The 18,306-nt window shown below is 72.6% G+C and carries 16 protein-coding genes; 7 read left to right on the top strand and 9 right to left on the bottom strand.

What is annotated here, in order from left to right; genetic code table 11:
• Nucleotides 1-817: glycoside hydrolase family 16 protein (locus HF526_RS29070; protein WP_211177959.1), on the top strand; the 817-nt coding region annotated here is incomplete at its 5' end.
• Nucleotides 818-917: 100 nt separating this feature from the next.
• On the opposite strand, the gene HF526_RS29065 is transcribed toward HF526_RS29070, so the two are convergent.
• The gene (locus HF526_RS29065; protein WP_169384774.1) at nt 918-1,673 is read right to left on the bottom strand and encodes an IclR family transcriptional regulator domain-containing protein; all 756 of its coding nucleotides are present in this window, start codon (nt 1,671-1,673) and stop codon (nt 918-920) included.
• Nucleotides 1,670-3,136 carry an APC family permease gene (locus HF526_RS29060; RefSeq protein ID WP_169384773.1) on the bottom strand — a complete coding sequence of 489 codons (1,467 nt, stop codon included), beginning with the start codon at nt 3,134-3,136 and terminating at the stop codon, nt 1,670-1,672. The genes HF526_RS29065 and HF526_RS29060 overlap by 4 nt, the downstream gene beginning before the upstream one ends.
• 275 nt (nt 3,137-3,411) lie before the next feature.
• Here HF526_RS29060 and HF526_RS29055 point away from each other — a divergent pair, with 275 nt between their 5' ends.
• Nucleotides 3,412-4,269, top strand: a complete 858-nt coding sequence (locus HF526_RS29055) for an SPFH domain-containing protein (RefSeq protein ID WP_169384777.1) — start codon at nt 3,412-3,414, stop codon at nt 4,267-4,269.
• On the opposite strand, the gene fmdA is transcribed toward HF526_RS29055, so the two are convergent.
• From fmdA to HF526_RS29035, 4 genes are all read right to left on the bottom strand, one after another.
• Entirely contained in the window at nt 4,242-5,495 is a 1,254-nt protein-coding gene (fmdA, locus tag HF526_RS29050) for a formamidase (protein ID WP_169384772.1), read from the bottom strand. The genes HF526_RS29055 and fmdA overlap by 28 nt on opposite strands.
• Nucleotides 5,496-5,657: 162 nt before the next feature.
• Nucleotides 5,658-5,948: a zinc ribbon domain-containing protein gene (locus tag HF526_RS29045; RefSeq protein ID WP_169384771.1), complete on the bottom strand. Its 291-nt coding sequence runs from the start codon at nt 5,946-5,948 to the stop codon at nt 5,658-5,660.
• 490 nt (nt 5,949-6,438) lie between these two features.
• A complete protein-coding gene (locus HF526_RS29040; protein ID WP_169384770.1) occupies nt 6,439-6,606 on the bottom strand; it encodes a hypothetical protein in 168 nt (55 codons plus the stop codon).
• Nucleotides 6,607-6,666: 60 nt separating this feature from the next.
• Nucleotides 6,667-7,659: an LLM class flavin-dependent oxidoreductase gene (locus tag HF526_RS29035; RefSeq protein WP_169384769.1), complete on the bottom strand. Its 993-nt coding sequence runs from the start codon at nt 7,657-7,659 to the stop codon at nt 6,667-6,669.
• Nucleotides 7,660-7,771: 112 nt separating this feature from the next.
• Between HF526_RS29035 and HF526_RS29030 the strand changes: the two genes are divergently transcribed.
• On the top strand, nt 7,772-8,566 hold the full coding sequence (locus HF526_RS29030) for an SDR family NAD(P)-dependent oxidoreductase (RefSeq protein ID WP_169384768.1): 795 nt from the start codon (nt 7,772-7,774) through the stop codon (nt 8,564-8,566).
• Between the two features lie 72 nt (nt 8,567-8,638).
• Here HF526_RS29030 and HF526_RS29025 read toward each other — a convergent pair whose 3' ends face one another.
• Nucleotides 8,639-10,666, bottom strand: a complete 2,028-nt coding sequence (locus HF526_RS29025) for a M3 family metallopeptidase (protein WP_169384767.1) — start codon at nt 10,664-10,666, stop codon at nt 8,639-8,641.
• Nucleotides 10,667-10,742: 76 nt separating this feature from the next.
• Nucleotides 10,743-12,218: a mycofactocin dehydrogenase MftG gene (mftG, locus tag HF526_RS29020; protein WP_169384766.1), complete on the bottom strand. Its 1,476-nt coding sequence runs from the start codon at nt 12,216-12,218 to the stop codon at nt 10,743-10,745.
• 19 nt (nt 12,219-12,237) lie between these two features.
• Here mftG and HF526_RS29015 point away from each other — a divergent pair, with 19 nt between their 5' ends.
• Together HF526_RS29015 and HF526_RS29010 are read left to right on the top strand one after the other, a co-directional pair.
• Nucleotides 12,238-13,497: a M18 family aminopeptidase gene (locus HF526_RS29015; protein ID WP_338051832.1), complete on the top strand. Its 1,260-nt coding sequence runs from the start codon at nt 12,238-12,240 to the stop codon at nt 13,495-13,497.
• Between the two features lie 144 nt (nt 13,498-13,641).
• Nucleotides 13,642-14,970 carry an MFS transporter gene (locus HF526_RS29010; protein WP_169384764.1) on the top strand — a complete coding sequence of 443 codons (1,329 nt, stop codon included), beginning with the start codon at nt 13,642-13,644 and terminating at the stop codon, nt 14,968-14,970.
• 3 nt (nt 14,971-14,973) lie between these two features.
• On the opposite strand, the gene HF526_RS29005 is transcribed toward HF526_RS29010, so the two are convergent.
• Nucleotides 14,974-15,726: an IclR family transcriptional regulator gene (locus HF526_RS29005; RefSeq protein WP_169384763.1), complete on the bottom strand. Its 753-nt coding sequence runs from the start codon at nt 15,724-15,726 to the stop codon at nt 14,974-14,976.
• A 56-nt stretch (nt 15,727-15,782) separates the two neighbouring features.
• Here HF526_RS29005 and HF526_RS29000 point away from each other — a divergent pair, with 56 nt between their 5' ends.
• Together HF526_RS29000 and HF526_RS28995 are read left to right on the top strand one after the other, a co-directional pair.
• A complete protein-coding gene (locus tag HF526_RS29000; protein ID WP_169384762.1) occupies nt 15,783-16,946 on the top strand; it encodes a CaiB/BaiF CoA transferase family protein in 1,164 nt (387 codons plus the stop codon).
• Nucleotides 16,943-18,121, top strand: a complete 1,179-nt coding sequence (locus HF526_RS28995) for an acyl-CoA dehydrogenase family protein (protein WP_169384761.1) — start codon at nt 16,943-16,945, stop codon at nt 18,119-18,121. Before HF526_RS29000 ends, HF526_RS28995 begins: the two co-directional genes overlap by 4 nt.
• The last annotated feature ends 185 nt before the right edge of the window (nt 18,122-18,306 follow it).

The raw sequence follows: 18,306 nt of genomic DNA, 5'->3' as shown, positions 1-18,306 counted from the left end.
CCCGACGCCGGCCCCCACCCCGACCGGCACCGCGGCCCCCGACGCGGCCGCCTCGGCGATCGCCGACGCCGCGGCCGAGGCCCGCAAGCGCGCCACCGCCAAGCCCCCCGCACCCCGCAGGAGCACGACCACGCCCGGTGCCGTGCCGCTGCCCGGCCCCGCCGGCGCCGCGGTCGGCGCGCTCGGCGACGGCGTGCAGGCCGCCGTGGCCAAGGGCTGGAAGCTCATCGGGGGCGACGAGTTCACCGACGGGCTGTCCGGCAAGTGGAGCGCCTACGACGGGACCGGACACGCCGGCAACGGCCGCCGCTCCCCCGACGCGGTCAGCGTGCGCAACGGCATGCTGACGATCAGCGGCGACAGCAACGGCACCACGGGCGGGATCGCCTGGACGGACTCCCGCAAGTACGGCAAGTGGGAGATGCGGGCGAAATTCCCGGCCGGCGACAGCCAGTACCACCCGGTGCTGATCCTGTGGCCGTCCGAGGTGGACTGGCCGCAGGGCGGCGAGATCGACTTCGCCGAGACGACGAGCGCGTCCACGGACGTGTCGTTCTTCCTGCACTACGGCGCGAGCAACTCCCAGAAGTACGCCAAGAAGACCCTCGACATCACCCAGTGGCACAACTACGCCGTCGAGTGGACCCCGCAGGGCATCACCGGCTACATCGACGGCGAGCAGTGGTTCCAGAGCACGGACCCGGGCACGCTCCCGCCCGGCCCGATGCACGCCACCATCCAGCTCGACTACTTCCCCGACGGCGGCTCCCCCAAGCCGACGCAGATGTACGTCGCCTGGATGCGCATGTACTCCTGACCCTGCCCGCAGACCTCGAGCCGTGCCCGGCTCGTGCCCGCACCGTCCCGTCCGGCGCTCCCCACCGGGCGGGACGGTTGCACGTCGTGCCCGTGCGCCGTCAGGCCAACAAGGGCGCGAGGCGGTCGGCGTGCTCGCGCAGCAACTCGACCAGGTCGTCGTTGGGCTCCGCCACCCGGTGCGCCGGGCCGGACAGTGCCAGGCCCGCCACCAGCGCCCCATCGCCCGGGCCGCGCACCGCAACGGCGAGGCAGCCGCGGTCGGGTCGCAGCTCCCCGCACTGCCGGGCCAGGCCGGAACCGGCGACGGCGTCGAGCTGCGCCGACAGTTCCGCGCCGGTGGTGACGGTGTGCTCGGTGAACCGGCGCAGGTCGCGCACCAGGGCCCGCCAATCCGGCTGCTCGGCCAGCAGGAGCTTGCCCAGAGCGGAAACCTGCGGGTAGCGGGCGAGCACGAGGCCGTCGCTGGGCGGATGGTCCGGGTCGGGGTCGACGAGCGCAACCTGCCCGGTACTGAACGACGCCAGGTGCACGCCCCAGCGGACCATCCCGCGCAGGTGATCCACGACGGCGCGCGCGGCGGTCGACGGCGGCGGCGCCACCGGCAGCGCGAGCCGGGCGGCCCGGCGGCCGAGAGCGAACCCACGCAGATCCGGCAGCCGGACCAGGTACTCCTCGCCGACCAGCAGATTGAGCAGCCGGTACGTGGTGGCCTGCGGCAGCTTCAGCGCCGCAGAGATCTCCTTGGCGGTCACGCCGGGGCCGGCCGCGACGACCTCCTCGAGCACCGCGAGCGCGCTGCGCACCGCACGGGGCTGCCGCCCGGAGAGCGGAACCGGGTCAAGGCCGGTGCTCACAGCTGGATCCGGATCGGTTCGCCGAGCACGTCGGCGGCGCACGTCTCGTCGTAGACACCGATCCCGGCGAGTTGCTCGGGGCGCCACACCCGTAGCCAGCCGAACCAGCCGGCCGTGAGCAGGCCCAGCACTGCGAGCACGATCGGCAACGGCCCGCCTCCGGTCGTGAGCACGAACGCGACCAGCACCACCACCAGGACCGGGGCGAGCACAGCCGTGACGGCCACCGGCGGCCAGGTCAGCTCGCCGATCCGGTGCAGGAACACCGGGGCGGCCAGGGCGACCAGCAGGTAGGCGACCAGGTATCCGCAGGTCGCCAGCGTCAGCAGTGCCGTCAGGGTCCGCGCCGGCGCGACGCCGGCCGCGAGCAGCCCGGCCGGGACGGCCGCCACCACCGGCAGCGCGACCGCGATCGCCCGGTGCGGGGTGCGGTAACGGCGGTGCGTCGCGCCCAGCACAGTGGGCGCGATCCCGTCACGACCCATCGAGAACAGCACCCGGACCAGCGCGTTCACCGTGGCCAGCGTGCACGCGAAGAACGACATCGTGATGCCGATGTCGAGCACCACCGACACCCACGGCTGCCCCTGCGCCGCGGCCAGGGTGATGACCGGCTCGGCCTGGGCGGCCAGCCCGCCCGTGGTGTGCGCGAAGCCGACGACCTGGGTCTGCGCGGCGAACAGGTACAGCAGCCCGGACACCGCAGCCGTCCACTGCACGGCTCGGGGGATGGTGCGGAACGGGCGGCGCGCCTCGACGCCCAGCGCGGTGGCCGCCTCGAACCCGATGAACGCGGCGAGTGCCGGCAGCACACCTGCCGCGATCCCGCCCAGACCCGGTGCGGGTTCCGGCACCGCCGCGGCAGGCGGGACGGTGTCCGCGCCGAGCAGCACGCTGAAGATCACCAGCATGAGGGTGATCGACACCGCCTCGACGAGGAGCACGACCCGCGCCGACAACCGCACCCCGAGAAGCACGAACGCCCAGGTCGACGCGACGAGCGCGACGACGCCGCCGGCCAGCACCGGTCCCGGCACCGACACGTTCAGCCCCACCCGGCCGAGCAGCGCGCCGAGGAACATCGCGGCTCCGGTGAGCGCGGCCATCGCCAGCATCCCGTAGCCGACCAGCAGCGCCGCGCCGCAGATGAACGCCGGACCGGACCCGAGCCCCTTGGCCGTCAGGCTGTAGAGCCCGCCCGCCGCCGCCATCCGCCGGGTGAACTGGCCGATGCATGCACCGATCAGCAAGGCGAGCACGGTGGCCACGACGAACGACCAGATCGTCGCCGGGCCTGCGGTGGCCGCCACGATCACCGGGGTGGCCGCCATGGCCGCCGCCGGGGCGGCCCCGGACACCGACTGGGCGAGCACGCCGAGCGGGCCGAGGTTGCGCCGGTCCAGCCCGTGCACCGGTGACCGGTCCCGCAGCCGGCCGAAGGCTGGGCGCGACCGTTCGTGCATGCAGTCCTCCCGCTTCGGCCCACAGGTCGGCGGAGCGTCGAGGCGTCACGCTAGTGGGGGAAGTCACCTCTGCGACATCGCTGCCGGGGCCGAATGAGAATTTCACTGTGCGTGTTCTCGCGGTGCGGGAACGACCCGAGAGGGTCGTGCCGCTGACGAGCACACTCGGCGCGGACCGCACGCCGGAGCATGTGCGAGGTGCGCCTCCGCGAGTAGCGTCGATGGTGCCCGAGGCCGGGCTTTCGCGACCCGGACGGGTGCGGGAGGTCGTCGTGATCGTTCTGGATGTGGTTGTGGGCCTGGCGGCCGTCGGAGCGATCTGGTTCGGGGCCGGATTCCGGGTGGTCCGGCAGTTCGAACGGGGGGTGCTGTTCCGCTTCGGCCGGGTGAGCGAGGCCGTCCGCGGGCCGGGGCTCACCCGCATCCATCCGGGGGTGGACCGGCTTCGCAAGGTCAACATGCAGATCGTCACCATGCCGGTGCCGGCTCAGGACGGGATCACCCGCGACAACGTCACGGTGCGCGTGGACGCGGTCGTCTACTTCAACGTCGTCGACCCGGTCCGGGCGATCGTCGACGTGCAGGACTACATCTCCGCCATCGGGCAGGTGGCGCAGACGTCGCTGCGGTCGATCATCGGCAAGAGCGACCTCGATGACCTGTTGTCCAACCGCGAGCGGCTCAACCAGGGCCTCGAGCTGCTGCTCGACAGCCCGGCACTCGGATGGGGCGTGCACATCGACCGCGTCGAGATCAAGGACGTGGCACTGCCCGAGTCGATGAAGCGGTCGATGTCGCGGCAGGCCGAGGCGGAGCGGGAACGCCGGGCCCGGGTGATCAGCGCGGACGGCGAGCTGCAGGCCTCGGAGAAGCTCGCCCAGGCCGCCCGGCGGATGTCCGAGAGCCCCGCGGCGCTTCAGCTACGCCTGCTCGAGACGATCGTGCAGGTCTCCTCGGAGAAGAACTCCACGCTCGTGCTGCCGTTCCCGGTCGAGCTGCTGCGCTTCCTGGAGGCCTCGACCACGAAAGTCCACCAGGAGCAGGCCGAGTCCGCCGGCGCCGCCCCCAACGGGGCGAGTCCGCCGGCGGAGTCGGAGAACGACGATCAGAAGCTGGCCTTGGGCACGCCCTGACCGGGGTCGACCCGGCGCGGGCCGTCCGCGTTCGGCCGGATGTCGAAGTCGAAGATCGCGGTCGGGATGTAGACCGTCGAGCACGAGTTCGGGATGTCCACGACCCCGGAGTGGCGGCCCTCGATCGGGACCGCGCCCAGGATCATGTACGCCTGCTCGGGGGTGAAACCCCACGACGTCAGGTAGTCGATCGCATGCAGGCAGGCCCGCTTGTAGGCGAGTTGCGCGTCCAGGTAGCGCTGCGCGCCGTCGAGCTCGACCGAGACCCCGGAGAAGGCGAGCCACTCGGCGTACTGCGGGTCGGTGTTGCCCGGCACGAAGATCGCGTTCTCACCGACCCCGAACTTCTCCATGCCGTCCCGGATGACGTCGACGTGCAGGTCGATGAACCCGCCCATCTCGATCGCGCCGCAGAAGGTGATCTCGCCGTCGCCCTGGGAGAAGTGCAGGTCGCCGACCGAGAGTTTCGCGTCGGTCTCGAACACCGGATAGAAGACGCGGGTCCCCTTGGTGAAGTTCTTGATGTCCTGGTTGCCGCCGTTCTCCCTCGGCGGCGCCGTGCGGGCGGCCTCGAGCGCCGCGGCCTCGAACGCGCTGCCGGTCAGCGAGCCCAGGACCGCGTCCTGGGGTAACGGCGGCAGCGCCAGCGGCGGCACCCGATCGGGGTCGGTCGCGATGAGCACCGCCTCCCGCTCGTTCCACCTGTCGAGCAGCTCCGACGAGGGCGCGGTACCCATCAGGCCCGGGTGCACCATGCCGATGAAGGAGACGTGCGGAACATGCCGGGACGTGGCCCGCTGGCCACGGAAGTCCCAGACCACCTTGTACGCGTCGGGGAACTCGTCGGTGAGGAACCCACCGCCGTTCTGCTTCGCGAAGATGCCGGTGTAGCCCCAACCCTGCCCGGCCAGCGGCCCGGAATCCTCCTGCGGGATGGGGCCGACGTCGAGGATGTCGACGAGGAGCAGGTCGCCGGGGCGGGCGCCCTCCACCCCGATCGGCCCACTGAGGCAATGCACCTTCGACAGCGGCGCGTCACGGACGTCCTCGGCTGAGTCGTCGTTGTGGATGGCGCCGTCGAACCACTCCCGGCAGTGCACGCGGAACGAGTCGTCCGGCTTGACCATCACGGCCGGCGGGATGTCGTAGTGCCACCGGTTGTGGCCGATCAGCTTCTGTTCGGTGAACGGCTTGCTGCTGTCGAGCGGGAACACGACTGGAGGCATGAACCGCCCCTTCCTCTCGATGTTCTCTGCGTAGGGCGACCGTCCCGTCGATCGCCGACCGGACGTCCGTGAGCAGCAGGAATGCCGGGAAGGCCCGGTCACCCGCCTCCTCGGACCCGGCGGTCACCCCGGTGTGACGCGATGAACGCGCCCTTGCCGCCGTCACGGCCGCGGCAACCTGCGCAGGGCGGGGTCGGGCGGGGCCATCGGTGTCCGGCGGCTCGCCGGCCGGGGTGGCAGCGCGGTGACCACGGAGGGCTCGCCCGCAGTGGCCTCGGCACGGTCGATCGCGTTGATCTGTGCGCGGGGCGCGAAGCTCAGCATCGGCGCGGTGAACACGCGGGGCATGTCCTCCGCACAGCGCGGGCAGGGCCACGTGGCGGGGGCCGTCCCGATGGGCCGGCGCACGTCGACGACCCCGTCCTGCGCACATCGGTATCGATAGGTCGCCATCGCCGACCCCTCACGCCCGCCGCAGCAGCGCTATCGGAAGCGAATGCTGACAGCGAGATTCTTGCCACAGTCCAGGACCGCCGTCAATAGTCGCCTGGGAACCAAGAAGAGGCATCTGGGCAGCTCAGAGAGCTGGCCACAGCGCCGGGCACGCACAGAGAACCCACATCCACAACCGTCGGGCAGCATTCATTGATTCACGGCGAAAGGGCGCCGAGAATCGGTTTCGGGTGCGGTTTTCGGTGATAGGGCGGCGGCACCCGGGGCACCGGCAGCACGGGTACCCCCTGCGGACAGGGCCAACCGCGCCGGGTCGGGCGGTGCCGTGACGGCGGTCAGGGCCGCGGTCGGCGGCGAGGCGCGTGGCCTCGGCTTCGGCTTCGGCTTCGGCCTCGGCCAACGGTGCGGCCGTGGCGCCGCAGTGCTGTCAGGACGCGGTGCGAAGAGTCGCCGCCCGGCGCCATTGCCGGACGGCGGAGCAGCGAGCCGGTCAGGCCGACTTCGGCTGCTGGTCCGTCTGCTCGCCCGGGCAGGTCTCGAGGTGCCGGGTCAGGGCGCGAACGAGGCCTTCCTCGCTGAAGGCGACGACGCGGACGTCGGCGCACCAGGGGCAGGTGCGGACCTGGTGAGGGGCACGCGGGGAGCTCGGGGTGTTCATCGGTCGCAGCCTAAGCGCGTCCGGGGCGGATGGGCTGCTGTCCTGGACCAGCGTCACAGATCATGTTCGCGATGCGAACATGCTGGCCAGCCGGGCATCGGACTCCGCGAGGGCGCCCCGGTCGAACGTCGACGTCGAGGCGAGCACCTCGTCGGCGCCCGTGCGGACGAGCAGGTCCTCGAGTTCGGCGGCGACCGTCGTCTCGTCCCCGTGGATCGTCCGGCCGACCGCGGCGTCGACCACCGATCGCTGCCGCGCGGACAGCGACCGGGACGCGACGCCGGCCACTGGTTCCAGCGCGGGGAACTCCCCGGTGGTACGGGCCACCGCCAGGGCCCAGGCCTCGGGCAGGGCCAGCCGCCGGGCCGCCGCCACCGAGTCGGCGACCAGGACGTCCAGCGACACCACGACGTAGGGCCCGGGGCCGGCGCCCGACGGGCGGAAGCGCTCCCGGTAGTCGGCGAGGGCGGTCCCGATCCCGTCACCGGCCAGGATCGGGCCGCCGACCACGACCGGCAGCCCGGCCTCGGCCGCGACGGTGAGTCCGCGGCCGGTGGCCAGTACGAACACCGGCACCGGCGCCTCGAGCCGGGGCCGCGCCGTCACGGCGGCCCGGCCGTCGAGGTAGGTGCGCAGCTCGGCGAGATCGCCGGGGAACGTGTCAGGGGCATCGGTGTCGCGGCGCAGCGCTCGGCGGACCGGCGGGGTGAAGCCGAGCGAACGGCCGACGCCCAGGTCGATCCGGCCGGGGAAGAGCGCCTGCAGCATCGCGAACTGCTCGGCGACGACCAGCGGCTGGTGGTTGGGCAGCATCACTCCTCCCGAACCCACCCGGATCCGCCCGGTGCGCGCCGCGATGGCGGCCATCAGCACCGGCGGGCTGCCGCTCGCGATCCCCGGGACGGCGTGGTGTTCAGCGACCCAGAACCGGTGATAGCCCAGCCGCTCGGCCCGCTGTGCACGCTCCACGGTGTTCCGCAGCGCGACCGCGTCGGACTCCCCCGCCCGGGTGCGCGATCGGTCGAGCAGCGACAGCCGGACGTGGGAGAGCATCGTCGCCCGGAACGCGGCGGAGGATCTCGGTATTCCACGGCGGAATGGTTCGGCGGCCCGCCGGTGGGAAGCACCACGGGCGATCGGCCATGACCCCCCAAGGAGGATCGACATGGATCTCGGTATCTCCGGCCGCACGGCGCTGGTCACCGGTGCGGACTCCGGAATCGGCTGGCACACCGCCCGGATGCTGATCGAGGAGGGGGCGCAGGTCGCCGTCACCGACCTCAAGCAGGACGACATCGCCGCGGCGGCGGAGCGGCTCCCCAGCGAGGACATCCCCGCCATCGCGGCGGACCTCACGAATCCCGACGACGTCGCACGGCTGCGTGACGACGCCATCGTCGCGCTGGGCCGGGTGGACATCCTGGTCCATTCCGCAGCGACCCTCGGGGCGCGCGGACCCTTCCACGAGATCGACGAGGACGGTTGGCGCTCGACGCTGGACACCGACCTGCTCGCCGCGGTGCGCGTGGTGCGCGCCTTCATCGACCCGATGCGTGCCGCGGGCTGGGGCCGGATCGTGCTGCTGGCCTCGGAGGACGGGCAGCAACCCTATCCGCAGGCCCTGCCGTACGGCGTCTCCAAGTCCGGGGTCCTCGGCCTGGGCAAGGGCCTGTCGAAGGCCTACGGCGGCGAGGGCGTCCTGGTCAACGCCGTGTCACCGGCGTTCATCGAGAGTCCGATGACCGACACCATGATGCAGCGGCTCGCGCAGGAACGTGGCATCTCCGTGCAGGAGGCGATCGAGGCCTTCCTGCGCGAGGAACGGCCGTTCCTGGTGCTGCGCCGCCGCGGCAAGCCCGAGGAGGTGGCGTCGATGATCACCTTCCTGTGCTCGGAGCGGGCCAGCTTCGTCACCGGCAGCAACTGCCGGGTCGACGGGGGTGCCGTCCCGACGATCTGAGACCGCCCCGAGCACCGCGACTCACGCGCCGAACAGGGCGACTCGCGCACCCGAAAAGGGCGACTCGCGGGGTCAGCGGGCGAGGCCTCGGCGGGTGAGCAGCGGGCCGATCTCCGGGTCCCGGCCGCGGAACGCGCGGTAGGCCTGCATCGCGTCGACGCTGCCGCCGCGGGACAGCAACTCGCGCCGGAAAACCTCGCCGTTCTCCCGGCGCAACCCGCCGTTCTCCTTGAACCACTCCACGGTGTCGGCGTCGAGCACCTCCGACCAGATGTAGGAGTAGTAGCCCGCGCTGTACCCGCCGGCGAACACGTGGTTGAAGTAGGTGCTGCGGTAGCGCGGCGGCACCGCCGGCAGGGCGACCCCGGCCTTGATCAGCGCCGCGGCCTCGAACTCGGCGACGTCGTGCACCACGTCGTCCGCGTCGAGGGTGTGCCAGGCCTGGTCGAGCAGCGCGGCGGCCAGGTACTCGGTCGTCGCGAAGCCCTCGCCGTACTGCTGCGCGGCGAGCAGCCGCTCGACCAGCTCGGGCGGCAGCGGCTCGCCGGTCTCGTGGTGGCGGGCGTAGTTGGCCAGGATCTCCGGCCACACCGCCCACATCTCGTTGACCTGCGAGGGGTATTCGACGAAGTCGCGGGGCACGCTGGTGCCGGAGAACGTCGGGTAGCGCACGTCGGAGAACAGCCCGTGCAGCGCGTGCCCGAACTCGTGGAACAGCGTGGTGACCTCGTCGAAGGTCAGCAGTGTCGGCTCGCCCTCGGCCGGGCGGGCGATGTTGAGCGTGTTCATCACCACCGGCCGGGTGCCGAGCAGCCGCGACTGGGAGACCAGCGCGTTCATCCAGGCGCCGCCGCGCTTGGACTCGCGGGCGTAGAAGTCCCCGCCGAACAGGCCCAGCGCCTCGTGCCCGTCGAACACCTCCCAGACCCGCACGTCGGGGTGATACATCGGCAGGTCGTGGCGCTCGACGAAACGCAGCCCGTAGAGCAGGCCGGCAGCGTGGAAGACGCCGTCGTGCAGCACCCGCTCCAGCTCCAGGTAGGGGCGCAGCGCGGCGGCGTCGAGATCGAAGCGCTCGCGGCGGACCCGTTCGGCGTAGAACGCCCAGTCCCAGGGGGCGATCTCGTGCCCGGCCGTGCGCTCCAGCTCCGCCGCCTCCGCCTCGGCGTTCGCGGCGGCCGCCGGAGCGAGGTCGGCGAGCATCGCGGTGACCGCGTCGACGGTGCCCGCGGTGTTGTCCGCGATGACGTAGGCGGCGTGGCTCGCGTACCCCAGCAGCCGGGCCCGCTCGGCGCGCAACGCGCTCAGCCGGCGGACCAGGTCGGTGGTGTCGTCGCCGTTGCCGCGGGAGCCGCGGCGGACCGAAGCGGTGAACAGCTCCTCGCGCAGTCCCCGGTCGGTCAGCGACGCCAGCGCGGGCTGGCCGGTGGGCAGGACCAGGGTGAGCAGGTGCCCGTCGCGGCCCCGGGCCGTCGCCGCCGCCGCGGCCGCCGAGATCGCGTCGGGCGACAGGCCGTCGAGCCGGGCCGGGTCGGCGACCCCGACCGCGGAGTCGTTGGTCTCCGCCAGCAGCCTGGACCCGAACGCGGCGGACAGCGTGGACAACTCGGCGTTGAGCTCGCGCAGCCGCCGCTGGTCGGCCTCGTCGAGCTCGGCGCCGGCACGGACGGCGTCGGTGTGGTGGCGCTCGAGCAGCCGGTAGGACTCGGGGTCGAGGCCGAGCTCGTCGCGCCGGGAGTACAGCTCCCGGATCCGGGCGAACAGCCGTGGATCCAGCATGATCGCGTCGCGGTGCGCGGCGAGCTTCGGGGCGATCTCGGCCTGGATCTGTTCGATCTCCGGGTTGGTGTGCGCGCCGGCCCTGCTGAAGAACACTGTGGACACCCGGTGCAGGGTCTGCCCGGAGCGCTCCAGGGCGACGATCGTGTTGTCGAACGTGGGCGGCCCGGGGTCGACGGCGATGGCCTCGACCTCGGCGCGCTGCTCGGTCATCCCCTGCTCGAACGCGGGCCGGTAGTGCTCGTCGGTGATCCGGGAGAAATCGGGGAGCTGGTAGGGAAGTTCACTCGGGGCGAGGAGCGGGTTGTCGACCGACGTCATCCCTCCAACGTAACCGCCCGCACGGCCACATCAGCGGCTCCGCAACGGGGTGTAGGCCACCCGCGCGAGCGCGCCGTCAGAAGAGTTCCGCGGCGCGTTCGCCGATCATCACCGCTGTCGCGGCCGGGCCGCGGCGGGGGGCCGCCGGGAGCACCGACGTGTCGGCGACGCGCAGGCCGTCGACCCCGTGCACGCGCAGCTGCGGGTCCACCACCGACTCCGGGCCGGTGCCCATCGCCGCGCTGCCGCACAGGTGCACCGAGGTGGTCAGGTTCGCCGCGATCCAGCCGTCGAGCCGGTGATCGACACCCAGGACGTCGCCCCCGATGCCCGCGCGCTCCCCCGGGAACACGTCGGTGCGCAGCAGTTCGGCGGCGACGCGGACGGCGTGCCGCAACCGTCGCCGATCGGCCTCGGCGGCCAGGTACCGGTACTCGACGCGCGGTCGCGCCATCGGGTCGGGCGAGGTCACGGTGAGCACACCGCGGCTGTGCGGCCGCTGCACCGCGCACATCAGATGCAGCTCCCCGCCCGGGAGGAACGGCCGCACGAACAGCAGGATCTCCACGTCACCGGCCGGATCGGCACCCGAGTCGGCGTCGATCGAGGCCTGGCCGCTCACCGCATCGGGATGCGGCGCCGGGGCGTCGGAGCGGAACGGCAGGAAGACGCTCGGATGGTCCGACCAGTTCTTCCCCACCCCCGGCCGGTCGTGGCGCACCGGGATCCCGGCCGCGCGCAGCTCGTCGGCCGGTCCGATCCCGGACAGCAGCAGCAGGTGCGGCGTGTTCACCGAACCGGCCGCGAGCACGACCTCGGCGGCCCGGAGCACCTCACCGGAGAGGGTCTCGACGCCGACCGCGCGATCGCCGTCGAGCAGCACCCGGGCGACCGGGGTGTCCCCGCGCAGCTCCAGGTTCGGCCGGTGCAGGTTCGGCAGCAGGTAGGCCATGGCCGCGTTGACCCGCAGCCCGTCGACCGCGTTCGACGGGATCGGGCCCGCGCCGGGCGGCCCGCCGGCGTTCTTGTCCGGCTCGGCGGCGATGCCCAGCCGCGCCGCGGCGTCGAGGAACGGGTCGGTGAGCGGGCTGCACAGCTGCCCGGCCGGCCGCCGGACGAGGATCGGGCCGCGGTCGCCGTGCGCGGCGCCGTCGAAGTCGAGATCGTGTTCCAGGCGCCGGTAACTGGGCAGCACGTCGTCGTGGGACCAGCCGGGGATGGCCCAGTCGGCGAAGTCGGCCGGGGTGGCGCGCACGAAGTAGGCGCCGTTGATCGCGCCGCAGCCGCCCGCGATCCGGCCGCGGGGAACGGTGTGCGGGTGGCCGGACCGCAGCTCCACCGGGACGGCCCAGTTCAGGGGATGGGCCGGGTCGGTGGCGGCGAGCGACGGTGCGTGCCGCGCCTCGGGCGGGTACCCGTCGAGGCTGCGCGGGGCCGGGCCGGCCTCGAGGACCAGCACCCGCCGGCCGTGCTCGGCGAGGCGGGCCGCGAGCACCGATCCGGTCGAGCCGGCCCCCACGACGAGGACGTCGTACTCCGGCGGCTGACCCACATCGGGAAGGATGCATCACGTGGCCGACCTCGCACTGGATCTCGCCGACTTCATCACCGCGAGCCCGACGCCGTACCACGCGGTCGCCGAGGCCGTCCGCCGGCTGACCGCGGCCGGGTTCACCGAGCAACCCGAGGCCGGCGAGTGGATCATCGAGCCGGGCGGCCGCTACCTCGTGCGCGACGGAACGCTGCTCGCCTGGTGGCAGCCCGCCGACGCCCGCCCCGGTACCCCGATGCGGATCTTCGCCGCGCACACCGACTCGCCGACGCTCAAGGTCAAGCCGCGCCCGGACACCGGCGCGGCGGGCTGGCGGCAGATCGCCGTCGAGGTCTACGGCGGCGCGCTGTGGAACTCCTGGCTCGACCGCGACCTGGGGCTCGCCGGCCGGCTCGCGCTCTACGACGGCTCGACGGTGCTGGTCAACGTGGCGCGGCCGCTCATGCGGGTGCCGCAACTGGCCATCCACCTCGACCGTCAGGTCAACCAGGGGCTCACCCTCGACGCGCAGCAGCACCTGCTGCCGATCTGGGGCCTCGGCTCACCGTCGGAGGGCGATCTGATCGCCTTCCTGGCCGGCGAGGCCGACGTCGACCCGGACGAGGTGGCCGCGCACGACCTGGTGGCGCACGACCTCACCGGGCCGGCGCGGCTCGGCGAGGAGGCGGACCTGCTGGCCGCGCCGCGGCTGGACAACCTCGCCTCGGTGCACTCCGGGCTGACCGCGCTGCTCGACGCCGCCGGGTCGGCGCCGGGGGTGGTCCCGGTGTTCGTCGGCTTCGACCACGAGGAGATCGGCAGCGGGACGGCCACCGGGGCGGCGGGGCCGCTGCTGGAGACGGTGCTGACCCGGATCGCCGGGGGCTTCGACGCGCGGACCGCCTCGTTCGCGCGCTCGCGCGCGCTGTCGGTGGACGTCACGCACGCCGCGCACCCGAACTACCTCGACCGGTACGACCCGACGCACCGCTCGCTGCCCAACGGCGGCCCTGCGCTCAAGGTCAACGCCAACCAGCGCTACGCCACCGACGCACCGGGGGCGGCCGCGTGGGCGCGGGCGTGCCGGGACGCGGGTGTGCCGAGCCAGTACTTCGTCGGGAAGAACACCGTGCCGTGCGGGACGACGGTCGGCCCGATCGTCGCGACCCGGCTGGGCATCCGCACCGTCGACGTCGGCATCCCGGTGTTGTCGATGCACTCCGCCCGCGAGCTGTGCGGCGTACACGATCCGGGGTACCTGGTGGCCGCCGCGACCGCATTCATGACCGATACGAACTGATCATCCCGGTTCTCGGGGCCGGGCATCACTCTTCCGGTTGACACGCCCGCGCCGGGCTAAGAGCCTTCCTGCTCATCGGCGGTGCCGCCGGAAGGTGGGCACCGCCGTTCCACGGTGCGGTTCGACCTGATCCGGGAGCCTGTGATGAGCACCCATCCCCCAGCGTCGCTGGTCCGGTCGCAGCGACGGCGGGCCGTCGTCGCCAGCACGGTCGGCACGACGGTCGAGTGGTACGACTTCTTCCTCTACGGGACCGCGGCGGCCCTCGTGTTCCCGCAGGTCTTCTTCCCCGGTCAGAGCCCGTACGCGGGCGTGATCGCGTCCTTCGGCACGCAGTTCGTCGGCTTCGCCGCCCGGCCGATCGGCGCCGCGATCTTCGGCCACTACGGCGACCGGATCGGCCGCAAGGCCACGCTCATCACGACGCTGCTGATCATGGGGGCCGGCACGACGCTGATCGGCGTGCTCCCGGGCTTCGCCGCCATCGGCATCGCCGCGCCGATCCTGCTGACCGCGTTGCGCCTGCTGCAGGGCGTCGCGGTCGGCGGCGAGTGGGGCGGGTCGGTGCTGATCGCGATGGAGTGGGGGTCCAAGCGGCGGCGCGGGTTCATGGCGAGCTGGCCACAGCTCGGCGTCCCACTGGGCCTGCTGCTGTCCACCGCGATGGTCCAGATCATGTCGGCGACCACCGGCCCGGCCTTCCTGACGTGGGGCTGGCGGGTGCCGTTCCTGGCCAGCATCGTGCTGGTGGGCATCGGGCTCTACGTCCGGGTGAAGGTGCTGGAGAGCCCGACCTTCACTGAGGTGAAACAGACCCGGACGGTGCTGCGCGTCCCGGTTCTGGAGGCGATCCGCCACCAGTGGCGGGAGATCCTCACCTCCGCCTTCGTCCGGATGTCCGAGCAGGCGCCGTTCTACCTGTTCATCACGTTCGTCCTGACCTACGGCACCCGGGAGCTCGGGCTGGCGCGGACCGGGCTGCTCACCGACACCCTGATCGCCGCCGCCGTGGGGCTGGTCAGCGTGCCGCTGTTCGGCCACCTGTCCGACCTGATCGGACGCCGGCTGATGTACGGGATCGGGATCGTGTGCACCGGGCTCTACGCCTTCCCGTACTTCGGCCTGCTGAACACCCGGGTGGCCGCTCTGGTGCTGCTCGCCATCGTGCTCTCGCTGATCTTCCACGACATGCAGTACGGCCCGCAGGCCGCGCTGATCGCCGAGAGCTTCGGCCCCAACATCCGCTACAGCGGCGCCGGCCTGGGCTATCAGTTGGCGTCCGTCATCGCCGGCGGGCCGGCCCCGCTGATCGCGGCGGCCATCCTCGAGAAGACCAGGTCGAGCACCGGGATCAGCCTCTACATCATCGGCTGTTGCGTGGTGTCGTTCATCGCCCTGCTGTTCCTGCCGCGCCGGGGGGAGGCCGAGGCACCCAACGTCGTCGAACGCCCGGCCCGGGCCGCGGCCGCCTGATCCTCACCGGTCGGCCCTGGTGCGCGCGGCCCAGGCCTCGACGGTGGTCCGCAGCAGTTCGGCATAGCGGTCGAGCTCGCCGGCCGTCTCCGGCCGGTGGTGGGCGATCGACACGGCGGCGACCACCTCGTCGCCCTCCCGGACCGGCGCGGCGACGGCCTGCACCTTCGGCATGAGCGGGCCGCTGCGACCCCGGACCATGCCCTCGGCGCGGATCCGCGCGGCCAGTTCCAGGGTTTCCACCGCGCCCTCCTCGTCGGCACCGAACTCCGCGGCGACCCACTCCCGGCGCTCGGCCGCAGGCATGTGCGCCATCAGCACCCGGCCCGCGGCCGTGCCGAGCAGCGGCGAGCGCAGCCGCCGGGCGAGCGCGTAGTCGAACGGCTCATCGGTGCCCGCCCAGTCGACGTAGACCGCGTCGTGACCGACCCGGATGGCGAGCAGCACCGGGGCGTCGGCGGCGCGGTGCAGCGCCTCGAGGTCCGCATGCCGGACGTGGTGCGCCGGCGGTCCGCCGCCGCGCAGCGAGAGCACGTGCACCGCCGGGCCGAGGCGGTAGCGCAGGTCCACCTCGGCCAGGTAGCCGGTGGCGACCAGGCCGTTGACCAGCTTCTGGATCGACGAGACGGGCGCGCCCATCCGGACCGCCAGCCGGCTCAGCGTGATGCCGTCGGGCTCCCCGGTCACGGTCTCGAGGATCTCGGCGACCCGGTCGACGGTGCGGTGGTGCGGCCGGTGCAGGCCAGATCTATCCATTTGGGTATCACCGCCTCACATTGCGTATAACCCTTAGCGTACCTAACGTTCTAGGTATGAACGGACCGTTGCAGGGCATCCGGGTGATCGACCTGGCGACCGTGGTGATGGGCCCCTACGCGGCCCAGATCCTCGGCGACCTCGGCGCCGACGTCATCAAGGTGGAGCCGCCGACCGGGGACCGCACCCGGCGTATCCATCCGCAGCGCCACGAGACGATGAGCGCGCTGGCCATGACGGTGAACCGCAACAAGCGCAGCCTCGCCGTCGACCTGAAGACCGACGAGGGGCGCGCCGCGCTGCTCGCGCTGGTGAAGACCGCGGATGTCGTCATCACGAACATGCGCCCGGGCGCGCTGCGCCGGCTGGGCCTCGACCACGACGCGCTCGCCGCCGTGAACCCGCGGTTGATCTACTGCACCGCGCAGGGCTTCCGCAGCGACTCCGCGCTGGCCGACCGCGCCGCCTACGACGAGATCATCCAGGCCTCGTCCGGGCTGACCGACCTGATGCGCCGGGCCACCGGCGATCCGGCCTACGTGCCGACGATCCTGGCCGACAAGGTCTGCGCGCTGACGATCGTGTACTCGGTGCTGGCCGCCGTGGTGCACCAGCAGCGGACCGGCGAGGGCCAGCACATCGAGGTGCCAATGGCCGACACCATGCTGGCGTTCAACCTGGTCGAGCACCTCAACGGGCTGACCTTCGACCCGCCGGAGGGCCCGGTCGGGTTCCCGCGGTCGATGTCGGCCGGGCACCGCGCGGTGCGCACCGCCGACGGCTGGGCCTGCATCCTGCCCTACGACGAGCGCAACATCCGCGACTTCTTCACCTTCGCCGGACGCCCCGAACTCGGCGACGACCCGCGCTTCGCGACCCCCGCGGCCCGCGCCGCGCACCACGGCGACCTCTACGAGCTGATCGCCGAGCTCGCCGCGACGCACACCACCGCGGAGTGGGAGGAGCTGTGCGCGGCGCACAGCATCCCGATGGCGCCGGTGCTCGACCTCGACGACGCCCCGACCGACCCCTACGTGACCGAGGGCGGCGTGCTCAGCACCGCCGAGCACCCGACCGAGGGCCGCTATCGCGTGATCGGCATCCCGGTGCGGTTCTCCGCGACCCCGGGCGCGATCCGCCGGCACGCCCCGAACGTCGGCGAACACAACGACGAACTGCTGGCCGAGCTGGCGCAGCCGGCCGCGGAGGAGACCTCATGACCACCACCGACCTGCCCGGTGACTTCTTCGGCTACCGGAACCTGCTGACCGACGACGAGCGCGCGTTCCTCGACGGCGTGCGGGCCTTCCTGGACAAGGAGGTCCGCCCGGTGGTCAACCGCGCCTGGGCCGACGCCGAGTTCCCGCACGAGCTGATCCCGCGCTTCGCCGAGCAGGGCATGGTCGGCCTCGGGTTCCCCGACGGTGACCGGCCCGCGGTGTCGAAACTGCTCAGCGGCTTCCTCGGGCTGGAGATCTCCCGGGTCGACCCGTCGATCTCGACCTTCCTCGGCGTGCACAACGGGCTGGCCATGGGCAGCATGGCGCTGCTCGGCTCCGAGGAGCAGCAGCAACGCTGGATGCCGGACATGTTCACGCTGCGCACGGTCGGGGCGTTCGCGCTGACCGAGCCGCACGGCGGGTCCGACGTCGCCCGCGGTCTGGAGACCACCGCCCGCCGGGAGGGCGACACCTGGGTCCTCGACGGCGCCAAGCGCTGGATCGGCAACGGCACCTTCGCCGACCTGGTGATCGTCTTCGCCCGCGACGTGGCCGACGACCAGGTCAAGGGCTTCGTCGTGGAGAAGGGCACCCCCGGTTTCGCGGCGACGAAGATCGAGGACAAGTTCGCGCTGCGCATCGTGCAGAACGCCGACATCACGCTGACCGGCTGCCGGGTGCCGGAGGCGAACCGGCTGCAGCGGTGCAACTCGTTCCGCGACGTCAACCGGGTGTTGCGGCTGACCCGCGGCGGCGTGGCCTGGAACGCGGTCGGCGCCATGATGGGCGCCTACGAGGCGGCACTGGCCTACGCCGGCGCCCGCGAGCAGTTCGGCCGCCCGATCGGCGGGTTCCAGCTGATCCAGGACCTGCTGGCCAAGATGCTGGGCAACATCACCGCGTCGCTCGGGATGGCGGTGCGGGTCGCGCAGCTGCAGACCGACGGGACGTTCCGCGACGAGCAGGCCGCGCTGGCCAAGTCGTTCTGCACCAGCCGGGCCCGCGAGACCGTGGGCTGGGCGCGCGAGCTGATGGGCGGCAATGGCATCCTGCTCGACCACGACGCCGTCCGGTTCTTCGCCGACGTCGAGGCCCTGCACTCCTACGAGGGCACCCGCGAGATCAACACGCTGATCGTCGGGCGCGCGGTCACCGGGCTGGGCGCGTTCGTCTGACCCGGCCCGGGGACCGTGGGCCGTTCATGGGCGGCCGCGCCCGACGGCGGGCTGGCACGCAGCGCGGCGACCAGCGCCGGCGCCTCGGCGCCGGGACGGAGGTCCCGAACGATCCCGTCCTCCTCCTCTGGCCCACCCCGCGCGCCCGCTGCTTGCGTGGGGCCGCGTCACCCACCGCCGCGGGA

This window comes from Pseudonocardia acidicola (assembly GCF_012911935.1).
GTDB classification, from domain to species: Bacteria; Actinomycetota; Actinomycetes; order Mycobacteriales; family Pseudonocardiaceae; genus Pseudonocardia; species Pseudonocardia acidicola.
Note: the sequence above shows the minus strand (reverse complement) of the source record. Positions and strands in the feature narration are given on the sequence as shown.